This window comes from Joostella sp. (genome assembly GCF_048266025.1).
Lineage (GTDB): Bacteria > Bacteroidota > Bacteroidia > Flavobacteriales > Flavobacteriaceae > Galbibacter > Galbibacter atrarenae.
In genome coordinates this window covers 1,149,558-1,166,136 of record NZ_JBLXAF010000001.1, presented here as the reverse complement: position 1 = coordinate 1,166,136, position 16,579 = coordinate 1,149,558, and the positions used below count along the sequence as shown (strand labels likewise).

Genomic DNA, 16,579 nt, shown 5'->3' with positions numbered 1-16,579 from the left:
TTAAAAAACTTCCTTGTACTAACAAATATACACCATCGTATCGTAAATTTGTTGTGAGTAGATCATTTTTTTAATAAAAACACACCAAAGAATACAAGATTTGGATTTACTTGATGAGATCAAAAAGAAAACATTGTTTGATTTGATTGACCCCCGCTGGCGTGAGCGTCACGCTCGTGCACATCACAACATACCCAAATGCATGTTCTCATTGTCTATTTTTAAAACTGTTTGATCATCTGCATAATTCCTTGCACTGCCATACTTCCAATCCACAGGATCTAAAACAAAACCTGCTCCTACAGGATTGTTGTGGATATACTCTATCTTCTGCTTGATGACTTTATCGCTCCATAACTCTATAGGTTTATTATGTTGTTGCCAAAACTGCCTATTGTGCACATTACTGTTTTTCTTACCAGCTTCCCCAAACATCCACAAAAGCCATTTTCCGACTCTCCTGTGGGTTTTCCTCTATTGCTCTTATAAGTTGTCTTGCTGTATAATCTTTAAAATCCCTGATTAAACCAGAGGGGTCTTCATCCGCAGATCTAAATATTAAATGAACATGGCTCGGCATAAAACAGTAGGCAAAAATTTCCATTACTTATTTCTTTACGGCAATAAGTAATACTCGTTTCCAAAACGTTAAAATACAATTAACGTGTAAATACATCAATCCAATATACAGTCGAGAAACTTATAAAATAAGCTGTCTCTTTATTATGGAATTTGTATTTACGGCTCATAGTTTTAGTTTATATTCTATGTTAAATAATATTTTTTCTATTCTTACTTACTGCTGACGACACGAGCGTGACACTCGCGCCAGCGGGGAAAACAGAAGAAAGAGAACTACTCAAAGACCCTACAATGTTGAAACGATTAAACGACATTGTTAAATTCTCTGCAAAAGATAAAGAGCATATTCTTTACACGCTTGATGCGATGATTAGTAATGTCAAACTGAAAGCAATTTAACTAGCTAGATTCAAAAACATTTGATAGAGCTCTTCTATTTTTGTATTTACTTCTGGTTGATTATAAACCTTAAGGCTAGGTATTTTATTTGGTTTGATTCTTTCGGTGTAGCTTTTAAAAGCTGTTTCAATTTCTTCTTTAGTAGGGAAGACAATTTTTCGTTTATAAGGCGATGAATCTATAATTTCTAATTGGTTTTCACAAAAATTCAATAAATCTTCTGTTAGGTGTTTTTCCTCCATATTTATTTTATAACTAACTGCCATTATGTAAGGAATAACCTCTCTAATTTTTGAATAAAGATTGATTTCTTTTAATTGGTTTTTTGTGTCCAAATCTTGCTCTCTAGATTTAGCTAATTGAAGAATACGTTTTGATTGTTTGTTTTCTTCAGAAGCAATTCCCCAATTAAAGGCTCTTTTTACCTCTTGAACTACCTCTAATCTTAATTCTAATTTTTTCTTCTCTTTTTCGTTTTGAATAGCTTTCTCATTATCAAGAAATTTTTCCAAATTTGAAATTATAGTGTCAATGTATTTGAGTATTTTTTTTTCAGTCATTACGGAGCGATTTCAAGAATTATTTTTGTGAAGGGGTTTTGTTGAGTGTAAGAAGGGTCATAGATTTGGAAGTTGTCAACTATATCAATTACTTCAAATTTTTGCCCACTAGATAGTAAAATCTCCATTTCAGATGGACTACAAGATATATTACAAATATTATATCCATCTGCATTTTTTATTTCTAATACAACATCATACCCCTGCTTATAACTAAACTCATAAGCAGCTGTTTCAATACTAGTTGAAGAAGATTTAAAATCTTTAAAATCAACTAAATCACCTTTTTTCCATCCATCCGCAATTGTAACTTCATCCCCATGAATTCCTCTAAAAACAGTATTCCCATTATGTTTAGAGAGTTTACTTAATCCATCATTTAAAAGCTGATTAAGGCCTTGATAATAATCATCTAAACTACCTGCTCTTAATTGTGTGTTTAGGCTTTTATAAATCTTTACACCATTTCTAACTTCATCACTTGTATAAACCTTAATAGCAGTTAACTCATCAATAGATAGGTTCGGAAATTGCGCAGGTAATCTCTCAGCAATAACTTCTGCTCTTTTAGACAAAACAAAGGCATCGTCTAAAAAGTGTGAAAAATCCCCCCCCCCCTTAACCACTTTAACTCCAACCTCATCACCATTTCTTACAATAGTTAAATCACCCGTGGTTTCTATTCCATTGTCAAGATACGTAATATTTTGTAATGTTTCAACTACCTCGCCATCATTCAATTTATTGGTTATTCTTACGTTCCCTAATTCGTCTACATTACCAATAGTATGAGTAAGACTGTTTGTAGTGATAGCGATATCATACCCCGTATTATCAGCCTTTTGTAAAAGTCTTACTAGAGTTTCTCCACCCGTTTTGCTTACGAGTTGGTATATTTTTTTTGAGGTACCACCTACTACCTTCAAAGTATACTTGCTTCCTACCCCAATAGCCTTAAACATTATTGAAAGGGCATTCATTCCGTCCAAAGCTTCAAAGGTCTGTCCTACTTTACTTAGTTTCCCTGTTTTGGTAAATGCTACTGCAAAAGAAGCTACAAATAATGTAGTTCTTCCAGAAGAATACGCTATAACATAGACGTTATCGCTTGGGAATGCCTCCTCTAAAGAGGTGCCTGCTAAATTCCATATTTTCTCATAATTTAGTGCACTAAAAAATTTAGTGAATTCCTCTCCCATGTTAATATCTGGATTCACCAAAAAGTTCACTAAGCTAAAACTCTCAGGAACTCCCGCTAACACATTTATCGCTTCATTATATATACCCGTTGTAAAAGCAATACTAACCCACAGTACATCTGCATCATTATTAATATCAAAATTGCAGAAACCTAGATTTACTTCTGGCAATTGCAATAATTGCTCTACAAAGGGTCTTAAAGTCTGCCTAGTATAGGAGACTATTTTATCATTAGATTTGCTGTAGGCATACAATTCCTCGATAGCTGTATAAAACGATCCATATTTTTCTTCAAAATTTGGATGACAACGGTTGTAAAAATCCTCGGGTATAGATGCCATTCGAATAAGCTCTCCAATAGCGGCCCCAAATTCGGCAAAACCTGTTCCAAAAGCCCGTAAAGCATCTTTGCCTCTATATTCCATTTTTTCGTATGGCGTCATTTGTCGCCACACTTTTAAAAACGCATATTGTTGTTCGAGCTCTTTGCTCATTAAAAGCTTACTGGATACTGTACCATTATCTTCCAAATGTAGCCATAGAGCTACTGTATTGTTCTTATTAGGTGTGTCTTCTATTTTTGCTATTATATCAGTGGAAACCGTATTATCAGTATAATATGCATAAACATTTGTATGAGGGTTTAATGGCAATTCATTTAACTGCTCATTAATCTCGGCATATTCTTCTGAAGTGAAGATACCTGCAAAATCATAAATTTGTAATTCCTTTTTCGGCAATAAGTCTTTATCATTGGGGGTGCTTTTGGTTATAGTTTCCCCAATAGATATTTCTTTAAGATCAAAATTATATTGGTTGTTTAATCCCTCCACAACGGGGGATTCCCCATAAACTACCATATAAAAATTCGAACTGTATTTAAGAAGTTTATTTATAGCATTATCGGCATGATACGTTTCGTTATCTACTTTTACAAAATCAGATAGCTCTTGCCCATCAATTGTTTTTTTGCCTTTATTAGTGTAGGACAATATGGAAGATAACTTCCATGCAACTCCCTTTTTACTTTTAAACAACGATAATGATTCTACCAATAAAATTTTATAATCTTTATCGCTGGATAAACTGTTCTGATAATTTTCCAACAGTGAATCATCATGCTTAAAGCGGGCTGCTATCTGCTGTTCGATTATTCCTGGGTCATACCCATCCATGGTTGCGGAGCTATCCAAAAACTTTCGGTAGTAGTCTTTAAGTTCCTGCTCCCTATATGTACCGTTTATCGGCGCCAGCGGAACCACCATAGGTTCTCCATCTTCAAGAGCTACATAAAGCTCAAGTAAATTTTTAGCGTTAATGGTTGTTAAGTATGTATTGACTTGTTTGGCTTGGCTTTCGTTTATCCCAAGTAAACCAGATTTAATAGTTAAATGCTCATAGTCTTTATCAATACTACTAATTAAATTTTTAAGGTCAGATAAATTGCCATCCTTTAAAATAATGTACCAAGGGCTTTTTGTTGCTTTTGTTGAATTCTCTATGGAAGCGTTTCGTGCCATTAGGTAATTATACTGTGCCTCAATATTGGCAGGAACTTCCGTAGCACTTAGCAATGCACTATAGAGAAAAACCAGTATATATAATAATTTCTTAACCATTGTAGCCCATAATTTTTGAGGTTGCTTTTATTATCTCTTCTTTTATTATTGGAATGACTTCTCTTTCTACTTTTCCACTGTCTAACTCAGTTTTTGCCAGTTTGAAAAGATCACTCCCATTGGCTTTCGCCATTACTATGAATTGATTATAATAATCGCTTTCAGAATCTTCTATAACGAGTTTGCAGATATAGTAAATACTTAGCCTCCTCAAGGCTTCATCATATTGCTTAGTCTGTACGGTTTCATAATCGGTATCCTGCATTTGAATATCTAGAACAACGACATCAGACTTTGCTCCTACAACAGAAATGTCCTCTTGATTATCCAAAACGGTAAAATTATCCAACTGGGAAAAATATGCATTTTCCAATTCCATTTCTTTATATTCCCTATAAATCTCTGTGATTGCTTTTCTAACAATATCACTAAACTGCTCCAAATACTCTTCCCGCTCTTTATTTACATCATTTAAGTTGTCCTGAGCCTGATTAAAACTTTCTTTAGCTGTATTTAGTTTTTTTTCAGCTTGCTTGATTGCCTCCTCATCTCCCAACTCCTGCGCCTCTTTGAGCTCATCGTCAGCATCTTTAACGTCTAGGCCTTTTTCCTCGAAATCATTGGCGGCTTCGGTCAACGAAGTAGCTAGTTCCGCTGGAAGGTCTTCATTTTTAACCCCTTCTACAAAACTTTCAGTCAGGTTTTTAATTTGCTCCCTTGTAGCCTTGTCAATATCCAAGTTTAAAAGTTCGGTGACAATATCTCCCAACTCCCCAATTGCATTTGGTATCTCGGCTACTGCTTCAAATTCATCGCTTGTGTCATCTTCATTGCTCCATTCGAGATCGTAAGTAGTGTAAAGTGATCCTTGATAGAGCTGGTAATCGGTATTTATTTTTATATTATCAAACTCAACAGCAATTTTGGTGTCGGCTAAGTAGGGAACCACTATAAAACCGATCCCCGAAAAGCTACCATTACCATTGGGTTCTACCCTTTTTATCGTCACAGGAAAATCTCCGGCTGTAAATACATCGTTTGCACCAATGGCATCTAAAGGTTTTTTATTGGTTATGGAAATCTCTGGGGCAATTCCGCAATTGTAATAATTATCTTCAGTTTTTATGGGAGTGGTAAACTCTTGTATAGAAGAATAGCTATAACGGGGTTCTGAATTTGCAATAGGCAACATACATTGTCCTCCCACCCTAAACTCATAGGTTGTACCTGCCTCAAGGTTGTATAATTTAGTATAAGAATTTACAGCATTAGCCTCGAACCATACTGCATCTCGAACTCCCTTTTTACGGTATTGTACATTATAGCCTTGGTGGTCCACATTGGGTTGCCATGTAATCTCCTCACTATTTGCGCTCAACGATTTTGCCAAAACAAACTGAGGAGATTGACAATCTGCTGTATAAGTAAAGTAAAAAATCTCGCTATAACCATTATTTCTAAAAACAGATGCTTCACTTATTCCATCGCTTACCAAAGCACGTACCCGCCAAGCATAGGTTTTATTTTCTAGTAATGTTGTTTCTCCAGGGCCATATAATAATGTATTGTTTCTGGTTGTGGTTTGATAAAGGTTTGGACTTGCCAAAAATGATGCTTGTGGATCTATTTTTGTATCCCAAATTTCTCGCAACTCAAATTCATATTGTACATTATTTGCATTTAAATGCCTCGGTGTCCAATTAAACAAAACATTTTGTGGGTTTTTAGCTTCAATAAGATCTCCTTTTCTAGGGAGGTTCAAAAATGGAGGATCGTTAATAATTAAAAAAGCATTGAAACACCCTAAATTAGGATTGGAGAGTCGTTGACCAGAAACCCAATCGAATACTTCGAAACAGAACTGATACATTCCATCTGGAAGTGGATTATTGTATTGTTGCGGACTTATACCTTGCAAATTTTGTAATTCGAAATAAGGTTTTAAATCGAGATTAGTAAGTCGTAATGGCACACCTCCATCTATAAAAACAGGAGCCGCTCCAATAACCATATCGTTTGATCTAATATTAACTCCATTTCCTTTTATAGAAAATCGAAATCGCAACTGCCTATTAAACTCATTAACGTCTGTTAATAAAATATTAGTTATTATTTTCTCGCTTTGTGATGTTGCATAGTCCGATAGCTTTAAACTGTAGGGAGGGTTCATCTGGGTATTTACCTGAACAGGATACACCTGAGCCCATCCACTTATGGTACTTAACATCCATAGCAAAACCATTAAAAAGAATGAATTCTTTTTAAGTATAAAAAAGGCATTTGTGAAAGTTATCTGCATAGTTAGATGGACTTATCTTAATCAATTATTCTTCAATGGTGAAAAGAAACTCATTGGTTTCATAGAATTCATCACCTTTTTCAAAAACCACTCTTATTGAGTATTCCCCAGGGTGCAATCCATGTTCGGATATAAAATCATTCAAACCTATCCAATTCGTGTATTGATATGTTAAAAAGAAATCTTCCTCATCGTCCTTTTTGTAATCTTCCCAGTTTCTTCTCCCAATTTTTCTACAAATTGTATTATCATCTATTTGATACATCAATAGTTCATTAGTTTCGGTATTTGTTATTATAGTTCTCAAAGAACTATCATCTATAAAACATGTAGATGACAGGTGATCCTCTACATGAGACAGGAAAGCACCTTCTAGCTGGATATTATATAAAGACAAATTGTTACATAAAGTGCCCCCATTGTTAATTAATTTAACTTTTACATTCTCTATAAAGGGCTTTTTATTGTAAACCATGAATATTTTTACATTTTCCCCTTTTGCGTTCTCACCAAAAGAATATGGTTTTCCATTGATCATTAACTCTAAATAATATTCCCTTTTGTACTCATACGGACCGTCTGGAATAATATTCTCTGGAACAGTAAAATAAACCATCCCATTCTCTAATTTAATGTTTTGAACCATCACATCCTCATGTGCAGCTGTTGATTTCAACCTACCGGAAATTGATGATTCAGCATCCAGTTCGTTAATTACTTTAAAAGAATGTTCAAACCCCTCATAAGAAGCAATGGTATCCTGTACAGTATCACTATTAAATGAGCTGTAGTCAGCATCAAATGGTAACGTTGTAAAAGAAACTACTTTAGAGGAATAATTAGCTGTTCCTAGTTCGAATATTCTTATCTCATAATCTGTTAAAGGTTCCAAACCTGTTAATCCATCCGTGCTAATTTCAAAATGAGAAAAGTTATCATCCCCAATTTTTCTATATCCAAACTTAGACCTTTGCCCACCTCGAAGCGAATAATCACTAAATGTTACAGAAGTGGCTGTAACATTACCTATTTCGACACTCCATTCAATTGCTTCTATATCTTCTAGATTTTCTTCATCTTTTGAACAAGCTAATACCAATGTTAACATCAGGAATAATAATAATAATTTGTTTTTCATTTTCTTAATTTTAATTAGGCTCTTTTTGGGTTTTAATATCAATCAATATATAGGAATTGCTCCCTTCATTTTTAAACTCTTTTACTTTGATGGCTCCTTTTCTCCCATCGGCAGTTTGGAACAGAATAATTCTAGGTTGCAGCTCCGCTGTAAAATGTTGTGAACCCCCGTTGGTTTCCTCTATGATTAAGTTTTTTAACAAACCATCGTCTTCCATTGCGTCAAATTCCGCAACCGAGAGGGAAGTACCACAACCACAATTTTCCTGTGAATTGATAAACTTGGTGGCTTGAGCATTGGGTATTGGCGCAAACGATGTTTCCCCAACAACCTTATCGGGAGATATAAATTTATTAAAGCTAAAAGCTTCGTCAAGCCCAAAGAATACAATCTCTATATCTTCTCCTATTTCACTACTAACTTCCCCTTGCGAATAAACTTTTCGATTCTTCGTAGAAAAAAATGCGCCAATGTTATCGCCATTATGCGCCGTATTAATGCCCAGTTTTACGTCCTTGAATGCTCTTATATTGGTGTTTAGAGAAACTTCAACTGTTTTGGTAATTTCTTTAGTTTCCTTCCCGTTGGTAGCTTTTAGGGTGATGGAATGTATTCCGGATGTGTCAAACGTTACCGTAGGAGCTTCTTCTGTTGATGTTTGTGGTAAACCTCCCTCAAAAATCCATTGATATCCGGTAGCACTAATACTATTGTTAACCATCGTCAGGGTTACTGGAGCTTGATAATCGTCATCTTCAAAAGCTACATCCCAATCAAAATCAGCTTCCAAATATGGAGCAACCGTAATAGTTTGTTGTTGGCTATTACTTTCAAAACCTGTACTTGCCTCCAATAAAATTATATGCTTACCCGGTTCAGTAAAAATTATATTTTCTGGATGCCTTTCTGATGATTCCTCTGGAGTCCCTCCATCAAAAGTCCATTTATAACTAGTTGCACCGATAGTATTATTAGTTAATTTCACTTCTACTGGAGAAAAACTATCTTTTATAATTTCTGTATCAAAGCTCAAATCAATTCCATCAAAAATAGTTATGGGAACCGATTTCTCGCCCATTTCCCCATCTTGATTGGTTGCCTCTAGCTTTATAAGATAATCACCTCCTTTTTCATAAACAATAGTTCCTGGATTACGACTAGTATTCATGGTATTGGAAGTACTACCGTCAAAAGTCCACTCATAAGCATCTGCACCAGTAGTTTTATTACTGATTTTTACTTGAACAGGAGTTGAGTAATCTTCATTTAGTACTATCACATCATAATCTACTTCCACAGGAATAGCTTGTTCTTTAGTACAAGAACTTATCATAAGCAAACATATGCTTATCATAAATTTTAATTTAATTATGCATGTATTAATTCTCACTTCCTAATTTAGTTAAACCTCACTTATACAGGCTCTGTGCAATAATTCATTATTTGTATTACTGAGCTTTTGGAAACAGCATCTTATTTATTATCTTCTGATTCCTCATTTATTTAATGACGATCCTTCTAACCTCATTTCCTTTTGGGGTCTCCAATAATAAAATATATGTTCCAGATGCTAAGGCTGTATTATAAGACTCTAAATAATTATTCTTATTATTCATTGTTCTTGTACTAGATACATCTGCTGTTAACAAGCTAATAATTCGTAACGCTACATCCGCGGATTCTTCTAATTCAATTTCCACTTGAAAATTTCCATCAGATGGATTTGGATATACCATAAATTTCTTTAAAAAAGGCTGCTCTGCATCACCTATGCCCACTAAATCGATTGGCTCTTCAACAATAATTTGTTTATTATAGTCTTGGAAACAATCTCCCTCCATGGTTCGCAGACGCACATCGTACATCCCTACTTTGTTAAATTTTAATATGATAGCTTCATTACTTTCTGATACAATAGATACTCCATCGGGCACATTCCATTCAGTTGCTTCCCCTAACGGGCTACTCACGTTTACTAACACTACTTCTTCATTAACAAAGGCCTGCGAGGTAATTAAAAAATCGGCATCAATAGCAACATCACTCTCTTGTATAACTATTTGATCCGTACCAATACATCCTAAAGAAGTAGTTATCGTCGCGGTATAAGTCCCTGCTTTGTTTAATGATACTTTAGCATTCGTGCTATTATATCCATTATCCGACTCCCAATAATAACTAGCTCCTGGGTCTTCTATAGAAATATCTAATGTATACTCTTGACCATTACACAAAGTTCTATCTTCACCTAAATCGATAAAAACAGGATCTGGATCTTCTAAAATAATTTCTTTAAATGCTACACAACCTTCACTATCTATTATTTTTAAAGTGTATGTTCCTTGCATAAGATTTGACAGTCGATTAATAGTCTCCCCTGTATTCCATTGATATTGGTAAGGAGCAATCCCTCCCGCTACATTTATGGCAATTTCCCCATCATCCCCCTCATAACAGGTAGGATTTTTTTGGACTGCAACGTCAAGCTGAAGGCCTCCAGGTTGAGAAACTTCAATATTTCCACTTACTTCGCAACCACGACTGTCGGTAACAAAAACAAAGTAACTTCCTCCTATTAGATTATTAATCTTCGATGTGGTTTCTCCATTTGACCATTTTATATCATAAGGAGCAACCCCACCACTTATAAAAACTTGTGCAGTACCATTATTACCAGCATCGCAACTTATTTCTGTTGAAGAGAACGCTAACTCTAATAAATCTGGTTCTTTAAAATAGTATGTACTATCAATCGCACTTATTAAATCGTCACTGGTGTAGGTTCCCATTACCGTACCCTTGGAATCTTCAACATTCAAAGCATAATTCCCATCGTTTAAGTCTATGGCAATACTATCCAACTGATCTATTAAATCTTCCCATTGCCCATCTTCTTTTTGCTTTTTCCAATGATATATATATGGTAGCCCGCTTTCAAAGGGTACTCCTCCTTGAATATGAGCTACTAATGCTCCATCGCTATAAGGATCTTGATACTCATTATCAGCATTACAAGAAATTGGTATTTCAATTTCAATAATGGCTTCAATGGGTTCATAAATAATAAAATCACTATTAGCATGGGTGCATCCCTGTTTGGTTGTCGCTATTTCATGATTTTTATCTTGAACTGTTAAATAATAAGTACCTGCAGAGATGTTATTCAAGCGAACAACATAGGTATTATTTATTATTTCTGTGGATGTTTGCGCAATAAGACTTGTACCATCTTTATTTTCCCAATAATAAGTATAAGTGCCATCTACAAAAGGGGTTCCTCCAGAAATAACTGCTTCAATCCAAGCATCGTTAGCACCAATACTAGTTGGTCTATTATGCTTAGAATAAGAAATAGAAACTGGCCTTTCTGGCTCTGTAATATTTACATGTGCAATTGCTTCACACCCACGAGAATCGGTTACATAAACTTCATAATTTCCTGCACTAAGTCCTGTTGCTCTTGCCGTAGTATCTTCATTACTCCATTTAATTATATAGGGCGCTGTTCCGCCTGTAATTCTAACTTCTGCCCAGCCATCGCTCCCGGCAAAGCAGTATACATTCTGTTGAATAGTAGCTATTTCTAATAATGGTGGTTCTTCTAAAGTATAAAGTATATCAATTTCCTGCTCTAACTCATTATTAATACCATAAGTTCCTAAAACTACCCCATTGGCATCTTCAATATTTACTGCATATTCCCCTGCATTAAGATTAGTAGCTATACTATCGGTTTGATTAGTTAAGACTTTCCAAGTACCATCAATATTTTTCTTTTTCCATGTATAAAAATATGGCAACCCTCTGTTCTCATTGGGTTGTAATATTACGCCTCCCTTAGCACTTGCGGTTAAAGCACCATCAGAAAATGGATTTCCATACTCGTTCAATGTATTACATGAAATTACTTTGGTTTCGCTTATAATTAGTTCTAGTGGATCTGGCTCATCCATCTTGAATTCCTCTTTTGCTGTACAAGCAATATTGCTAGTTGTTTTTACATAATTAGCATCTGTAACCGTTAAATAATAATCTCCTTTTCCAATATTATTTAATTTAATAAAATATCCATTGCTTGCCAACGAATCGGTAACTTTAGAATTCAAATTCACCCCATCACCATCTGTCCAATTATAATTATACGTTTTGTTTAAATTTGGTGTTCCTCCTGTAACTTTGTATTGAATGTATCCATCAGTAAGTCCTGTTGCTTTGGGCTGTTTGTAACCTACAATAGCTAATTGAAGTTCTTCGAGAGGTTCCGTTATATTAAATTCTTTATATGCATAACAATCATTGGAATCATAAACATATATTCCATAAGTCCCAGCGGTAAGGTTTTCTATTTTTGAACCTATTTTACCATTACTCCATTCATAGCGATAATTTTCACCGTTTTTTAATGTTCCCCCAGACACAGATACATCGATCCATCCATTATTACCATTTTTACATAATACGCTTTGCGAATCGGCTACTATTACAATAGGTTCTGGTTCATTTAAAATGAAAAGGGAGTCTTTACGAACAATACTACTTAAATCATTATCGGTATATATTCCTAGCTCTATACCGTTATCATCCTTTACATTCACTGCATATTGCCCCTTTCCTAAATCTTTAAAAACACTCTCATTCTCAATACTTGGTGGAGATGTTAAGATCGTCCAACTATCGTTTGTGCTTTCCCGCCATTTCCAAGTATAAGTGTAGTTACCCACTCCACCTGAAGCTACTGCTTTTAAAACCCCATCTTCAATTTTGGTCAAACTTTCTGTATTTCCGTCATTACAGGAAATCGGATTTTCAACCGTAATGAACACTTCCAAGGGGTCTGGTTGTCCTAAATCATATTCAATTGAAGTTGTGCAGCCATTATCATCGGTGATAACTGCTCTATATTTCCCCTCTCCTACCCCTAAAAAACGTTCTATATATATAAAAGAAGCTTCCGTTCCTGAAGTTGTTCTTTCAATTGTTGGATTGCTTATCAGGTTTTCATTTTTATACCAAGCAACATTATATCCTGTATTATTGTGATTTCCGCCTACTATTTCTACGGAGACAACTCCATCGGTAAAACCGTAGGCTGTAGGTTCTTGGATTTCATTATCAACAATGGTGGTTGTTAAAGGAAGAGGCTCATTGATGGTCTGTTCGATCTCTTTTTCATCTCCTAAACCTATAATGCTTCCTGAATTATCTCTCTCTATCTCTCTTGATATACAATTATTTGCATCTTGAACTTTTACTATATAACTACCTATCGACAAGCCTGAAATCATGGACGTATTTACTGAAGAAAATGAAGTCCAATCCCTAAATAAGTTTCCGTCCTTAAACAATTGATACTGATAGGTTCCGTTTACATTACCCCCGCTCGCTTCTATAGATATACTCCCATTCCTTTCCCCATAACATTTTACATCGGTAGAACTGGTCATAGAAAAGTCCACAGGCGTCGGGCGTATAATTGCTATGTTAGTAGAATGATCTTGACCATCAGTAAAATACGACTTTCCTTTAAACTGAGAATCCTCAATATCAAAAGGTCCTCCGTCTTCACCTCTATAGTCAGTATCCTCTCCAAAACCAATCATTTCATAAAAGTAACTATCGCTTGGATCGAGTTCACCAATCTCTATAAAAAAACGACCGTTTTCCTGTTCAAAAATCTCTAAATTGTCTTTTGTGAATAATGGCGTATAATAAGGGACACCTCCTGTTGAACCTGCAGATTTGGTTTTGTCGGAAATCACATAACTAATTTTCTCTCCTAAGTCCAATTGTCTATTGAAGAATAACTTTACAGAGCCTTTTGAATTATAACATTTAGGAGGGCTCACTTCACTATATAGTATCTTTGGGGCTGATTTTCTTAAATTGTAAAATATATTGTCATTTGATATATACCCCTGGCATGATTTTATTCTAAATCTAATTTCTTTATTTATATCTTCTTTGCCTAAAAAAGTATTAGGAGTAATATCGAAGCTGTTTTCTCCTTGTGTCCATGCAGGTAAGTTCTGCCAAACATCCACCCAACGTCCAACTCCAAATGGTCTTTCTACCCATACTTGATCTCCCTCTACATGATATTGCCAATTATATGATGAATCGGAAAACCCTTTAGAATTCCCTGCCACACTAATATTGAATGGGTCATCATATCCAATAATCACATTATTAGGTTGTATTAAATCTATTATTGGTTCTGCATGATCAAAGGTAAAGCTTAACTCAAAACATGTTGCATCAGCTTGAAAAGTTTTTTTCTTAATAGCTCTAGGTGTAAAGGTTTTGCTTGGACATATAATATCTTCAACGTTAAATGTCCTTATATACTCTGATGAACAATCTCTTTGAGCATTTTTTATATTAGAGGATGTTCTTATTTCAAATGTAATAGTATTACCTAAATACATCTCTACCGTCCCTCGGTGGGTTTCTCCAAAAGCACTCCATAACTGATTATTTTCAGCATATAAATATTTAATATTGGATGACGATTTTATTATTAATTCCTTAATACCTCCATCTCTACAATTACAATCCTGATTAGGGATATCAAGTGTCCAATATAATTTATACTTATTCTGAGAAAACAAACAAGCTACACAAAAAAAAATAATAAAAAATAATACCCCTCTCTTCATCCTACTTAATATTTTATGACTATAGTTTCCAGCTTAGAAAATTCCCCTGTTTTAAGGATAGCGCGGAAAAGATAGGAATAGTCATTATTTGGATTAATATTTTTATCCTGTATTTCTGTTATATGAATAGGCAATACCCTAAATATAGTGGGTGGCTGGTCTTTTACAGCTTTGTAAATGGTAACTTCGGCAACATCTTCTTCTTGCTGCAATTTCCAGTTGAGTTCTATATAATGGTTTTCCCTATCGGCATAACCATTCACCGATTTAAGATATTCCTTGGGTTCAATAGTGGCTACCGTTACCGTAATAGGGGTAGATGGCTCGGACTCCAATCCGCTTTTATCAATGGCCATAATAGCATAGCGATAGGTTTTTCTATTTTCCACTTCACTATCCCTGTATTTTATAATGGTATCGTTGGTATAAAAGACAATTTCCCATGCCATATCATCAGTCAAATTCTTACGATACAGGTTATGTGTCGCATCCTCTTCCGTGCTAGGTTCCCATACTAAATTTACCGTACCATTTTCCACTTGATAATTGATAAATATAGGGGATGATGGCGGTACCACATCTGGCTTTTCCAATACCAGGGTCTGTGAAAAATCGGACTGGTTAAACCTCTTATCCACCGCTACTATACTGTAGTATGCTTTACTGTTCAGTGATTTTAACTGAACAGTATCTTTAAAGGAAGTGCTCTCCACAGGGGAAACCGTTAATTGTACCGGTTCTTCATTTTCAATATTTTTTCTGAATACACGGTACCCTAACATATCCTTTTCGGTGTTAGGTTTCCAGGAAATCTGTACTACACCTAAACTATCTATCCTGCCTTCAAGTCCGATAGGAACTGAAGGTGGAATGGAATCCATGGGCTGTACCAACGTTGAAAAGGATTGCTTCATCTGATTGTTTTTACCAACGGCCTGTATCTTTATATAGTTGGAAGGGTTCAATTCCGAATACAGTATTTCCCTTTTGTGTTTGGGAATGCTATCGAATATGATTTCGTAAAGTCCAGAATCCTGATCGGATCGTGTCATTGTAAACTTGGTGATAAGGGCTTCTCCTTCTTTAGGGTATTCCCATTTAATGAGGGCTTCATTTTGGTTATTAGTCCATTCGAAGTTGGAAATCCTGGGGGTGTGCACAAGGGCGGGAATCCCATTTCCTGAAATCACTTCGGAATAAGGCCCTTTCTCTCCAAATGGCGAGATACCGTAAACCCTGTAATAATATTTTTTTTTATTGTTTGCCAAAGTATCCGCATAAAACATGCGTTTGGCAGGGGCATTGGGTTTGTCATTAAGGTTAACAATAGGTATTGGGCTCAGTTCCTTAAAGCTTTTTCCATCCTCGGAACGCTCAATATTATATGAAGTATAAACACTTTTAAAAAGCGCATACTCCCATGTAAGCATTACATTTTTATCGCTCCAAACGCCATGTAAACCCATGGGCTGTGGGAGCTCCTCGTATTTATCGATGCTCGCCAAAACGGATGCACTTTTAACGGTGGCCATTTCTTTTGGGATGGCGGTTCTTACCTGATAAATATATTCTACCCCCGGTTGTACTTCGGAATCCACAAAACCCCATCCTGCTTTTACAGCAGCTTCAAAATTCATATCAGCTGCATAGAGACCGAAAGAGAACCGTTGCTCAATTTCTTGTGCAGTATTTACAATTTGGGCGATAGCACCTTGATTTGTGCCTTCCACTTCAAAACCTTCGCCATAAAGCGCCTGAGCAATAACGGCGGCATAATCGTCTTCTGCCACGATTTGCTCCCATGCCTCAACGGGATCGGCTTTGATAAAAATGGGGGTAGGGTTTACTTTTTCCAAAGACTCAACCCTAACCCCGTTTCTTTTAAACACGTACTTATCCAAATAAAAACCATAATTATTGGCTTTTTGCCATTCCAAAGGCCTGTCCACTGCCCACCGCAACAGTATTTTGTCCTGTTGGAAACGTGCCTTTAATTGAACGGCAGAAGTATCTGCCTGCGCTGGGGCATATTGTGCCTGTAATATGGACACGAACAAAAACCCTAGCAAACTGAATAATATCGTTCTATTTGAATATGTATAACTTAGAAGCATTAAAATCTCTGA

8 protein-coding genes and 1 pseudogene are annotated in these 16,579 nt (G+C 35.5%); 1 reads left to right on the top strand and 8 read right to left on the bottom strand.

Features of this window, described 5'->3' with window-relative positions:
* Window positions 1-183 precede the first annotated feature (183 nt).
* Window positions 184-749, bottom strand: a pseudogene (locus ACN0TY_RS04845) (REP-associated tyrosine transposase).
* Between the two features lie 67 nt (window positions 750-816).
* Here ACN0TY_RS04845 and ACN0TY_RS04840 point away from each other — a divergent pair.
* Window positions 817-981, top strand: a complete 165-nt coding sequence (locus ACN0TY_RS04840; protein ID WP_417443581.1) for a hypothetical protein — start codon at window positions 817-819, stop codon at window positions 979-981.
* On the opposite strand, the gene ACN0TY_RS04835 is transcribed toward ACN0TY_RS04840, so the two are convergent.
* From ACN0TY_RS04835 to ACN0TY_RS04805, 7 genes are all read right to left on the bottom strand, one after another.
* Complete coding sequence (locus tag ACN0TY_RS04835) at window positions 978-1,541, bottom strand: hypothetical protein (protein ID WP_417443580.1); 564 nt, start codon at window positions 1,539-1,541, stop codon at window positions 978-980. The two genes, ACN0TY_RS04840 and ACN0TY_RS04835, sit on opposite strands and share 4 nt — an antisense overlap.
* On the bottom strand, window positions 1,541-4,360 hold the full coding sequence (locus ACN0TY_RS04830) for an ADP-ribosyltransferase domain-containing protein (RefSeq protein WP_417443579.1): 2,820 nt from the start codon (window positions 4,358-4,360) through the stop codon (window positions 1,541-1,543). The genes ACN0TY_RS04835 and ACN0TY_RS04830 overlap by 1 nt, the downstream gene beginning before the upstream one ends.
* Entirely contained in the window at window positions 4,353-6,659 is a 2,307-nt protein-coding gene (locus ACN0TY_RS04825; RefSeq protein WP_417443578.1) for a fibronectin type III domain-containing protein, read from the bottom strand. The genes ACN0TY_RS04830 and ACN0TY_RS04825 overlap by 8 nt, the downstream gene beginning before the upstream one ends.
* Window positions 6,660-6,684: 25 nt before the next feature.
* Window positions 6,685-7,797 carry a hypothetical protein gene (locus ACN0TY_RS04820; RefSeq protein ID WP_417443577.1) on the bottom strand — a complete coding sequence of 371 codons (1,113 nt, stop codon included), beginning with the start codon at window positions 7,795-7,797 and terminating at the stop codon, window positions 6,685-6,687.
* A 10-nt stretch (window positions 7,798-7,807) separates the two neighbouring features.
* Window positions 7,808-9,151 carry a PKD domain-containing protein gene (locus tag ACN0TY_RS04815; protein WP_417443576.1) on the bottom strand — a complete coding sequence of 448 codons (1,344 nt, stop codon included), beginning with the start codon at window positions 9,149-9,151 and terminating at the stop codon, window positions 7,808-7,810.
* Between the two features lie 145 nt (window positions 9,152-9,296).
* On the bottom strand, window positions 9,297-14,453 hold the full coding sequence (locus ACN0TY_RS04810; RefSeq protein WP_417443575.1) for a T9SS type A sorting domain-containing protein: 5,157 nt from the start codon (window positions 14,451-14,453) through the stop codon (window positions 9,297-9,299).
* Between the two features lie 5 nt (window positions 14,454-14,458).
* On the bottom strand, window positions 14,459-16,504 hold the full coding sequence (locus ACN0TY_RS04805) for a fibronectin type III domain-containing protein (protein WP_417443574.1): 2,046 nt from the start codon (window positions 16,502-16,504) through the stop codon (window positions 14,459-14,461).
* Between the last annotated feature and the right edge of the window lie 75 nt (window positions 16,505-16,579).

Bases quoted from the DNA above. Each gene is read 5' to 3' on its own strand.
- ACN0TY_RS04835 (WP_417443580.1), bottom strand. From the start codon at position 1,541: ATGACTGAAAAAAAAATACTCAAATACATTGACACTATAATTTCAAAT.
- ACN0TY_RS04830 (WP_417443579.1), bottom strand. From the start codon at position 4,360: ATGGTTAAGAAATTATTATATATACTGGTTTTTCTCTATAGTGCATTG.
- ACN0TY_RS04825 (WP_417443578.1), bottom strand. From the start codon at position 6,659: ATGCAGATAACTTTCACAAATGCCTTTTTTATACTTAAAAAGAATTCA.
- ACN0TY_RS04820 (WP_417443577.1), bottom strand. From the start codon at position 7,797: ATGAAAAACAAATTATTATTATTATTCCTGATGTTAACATTGGTATTA.
- ACN0TY_RS04815 (WP_417443576.1), bottom strand. From the start codon at position 9,151: ATGATAAGCATATGTTTGCTTATGATAAGTTCTTGTACTAAAGAACAA.
- ACN0TY_RS04810 (WP_417443575.1), bottom strand. From the start codon at position 14,453: ATGAAGAGAGGGGTATTATTTTTTATTATTTTTTTTTGTGTAGCTTGT.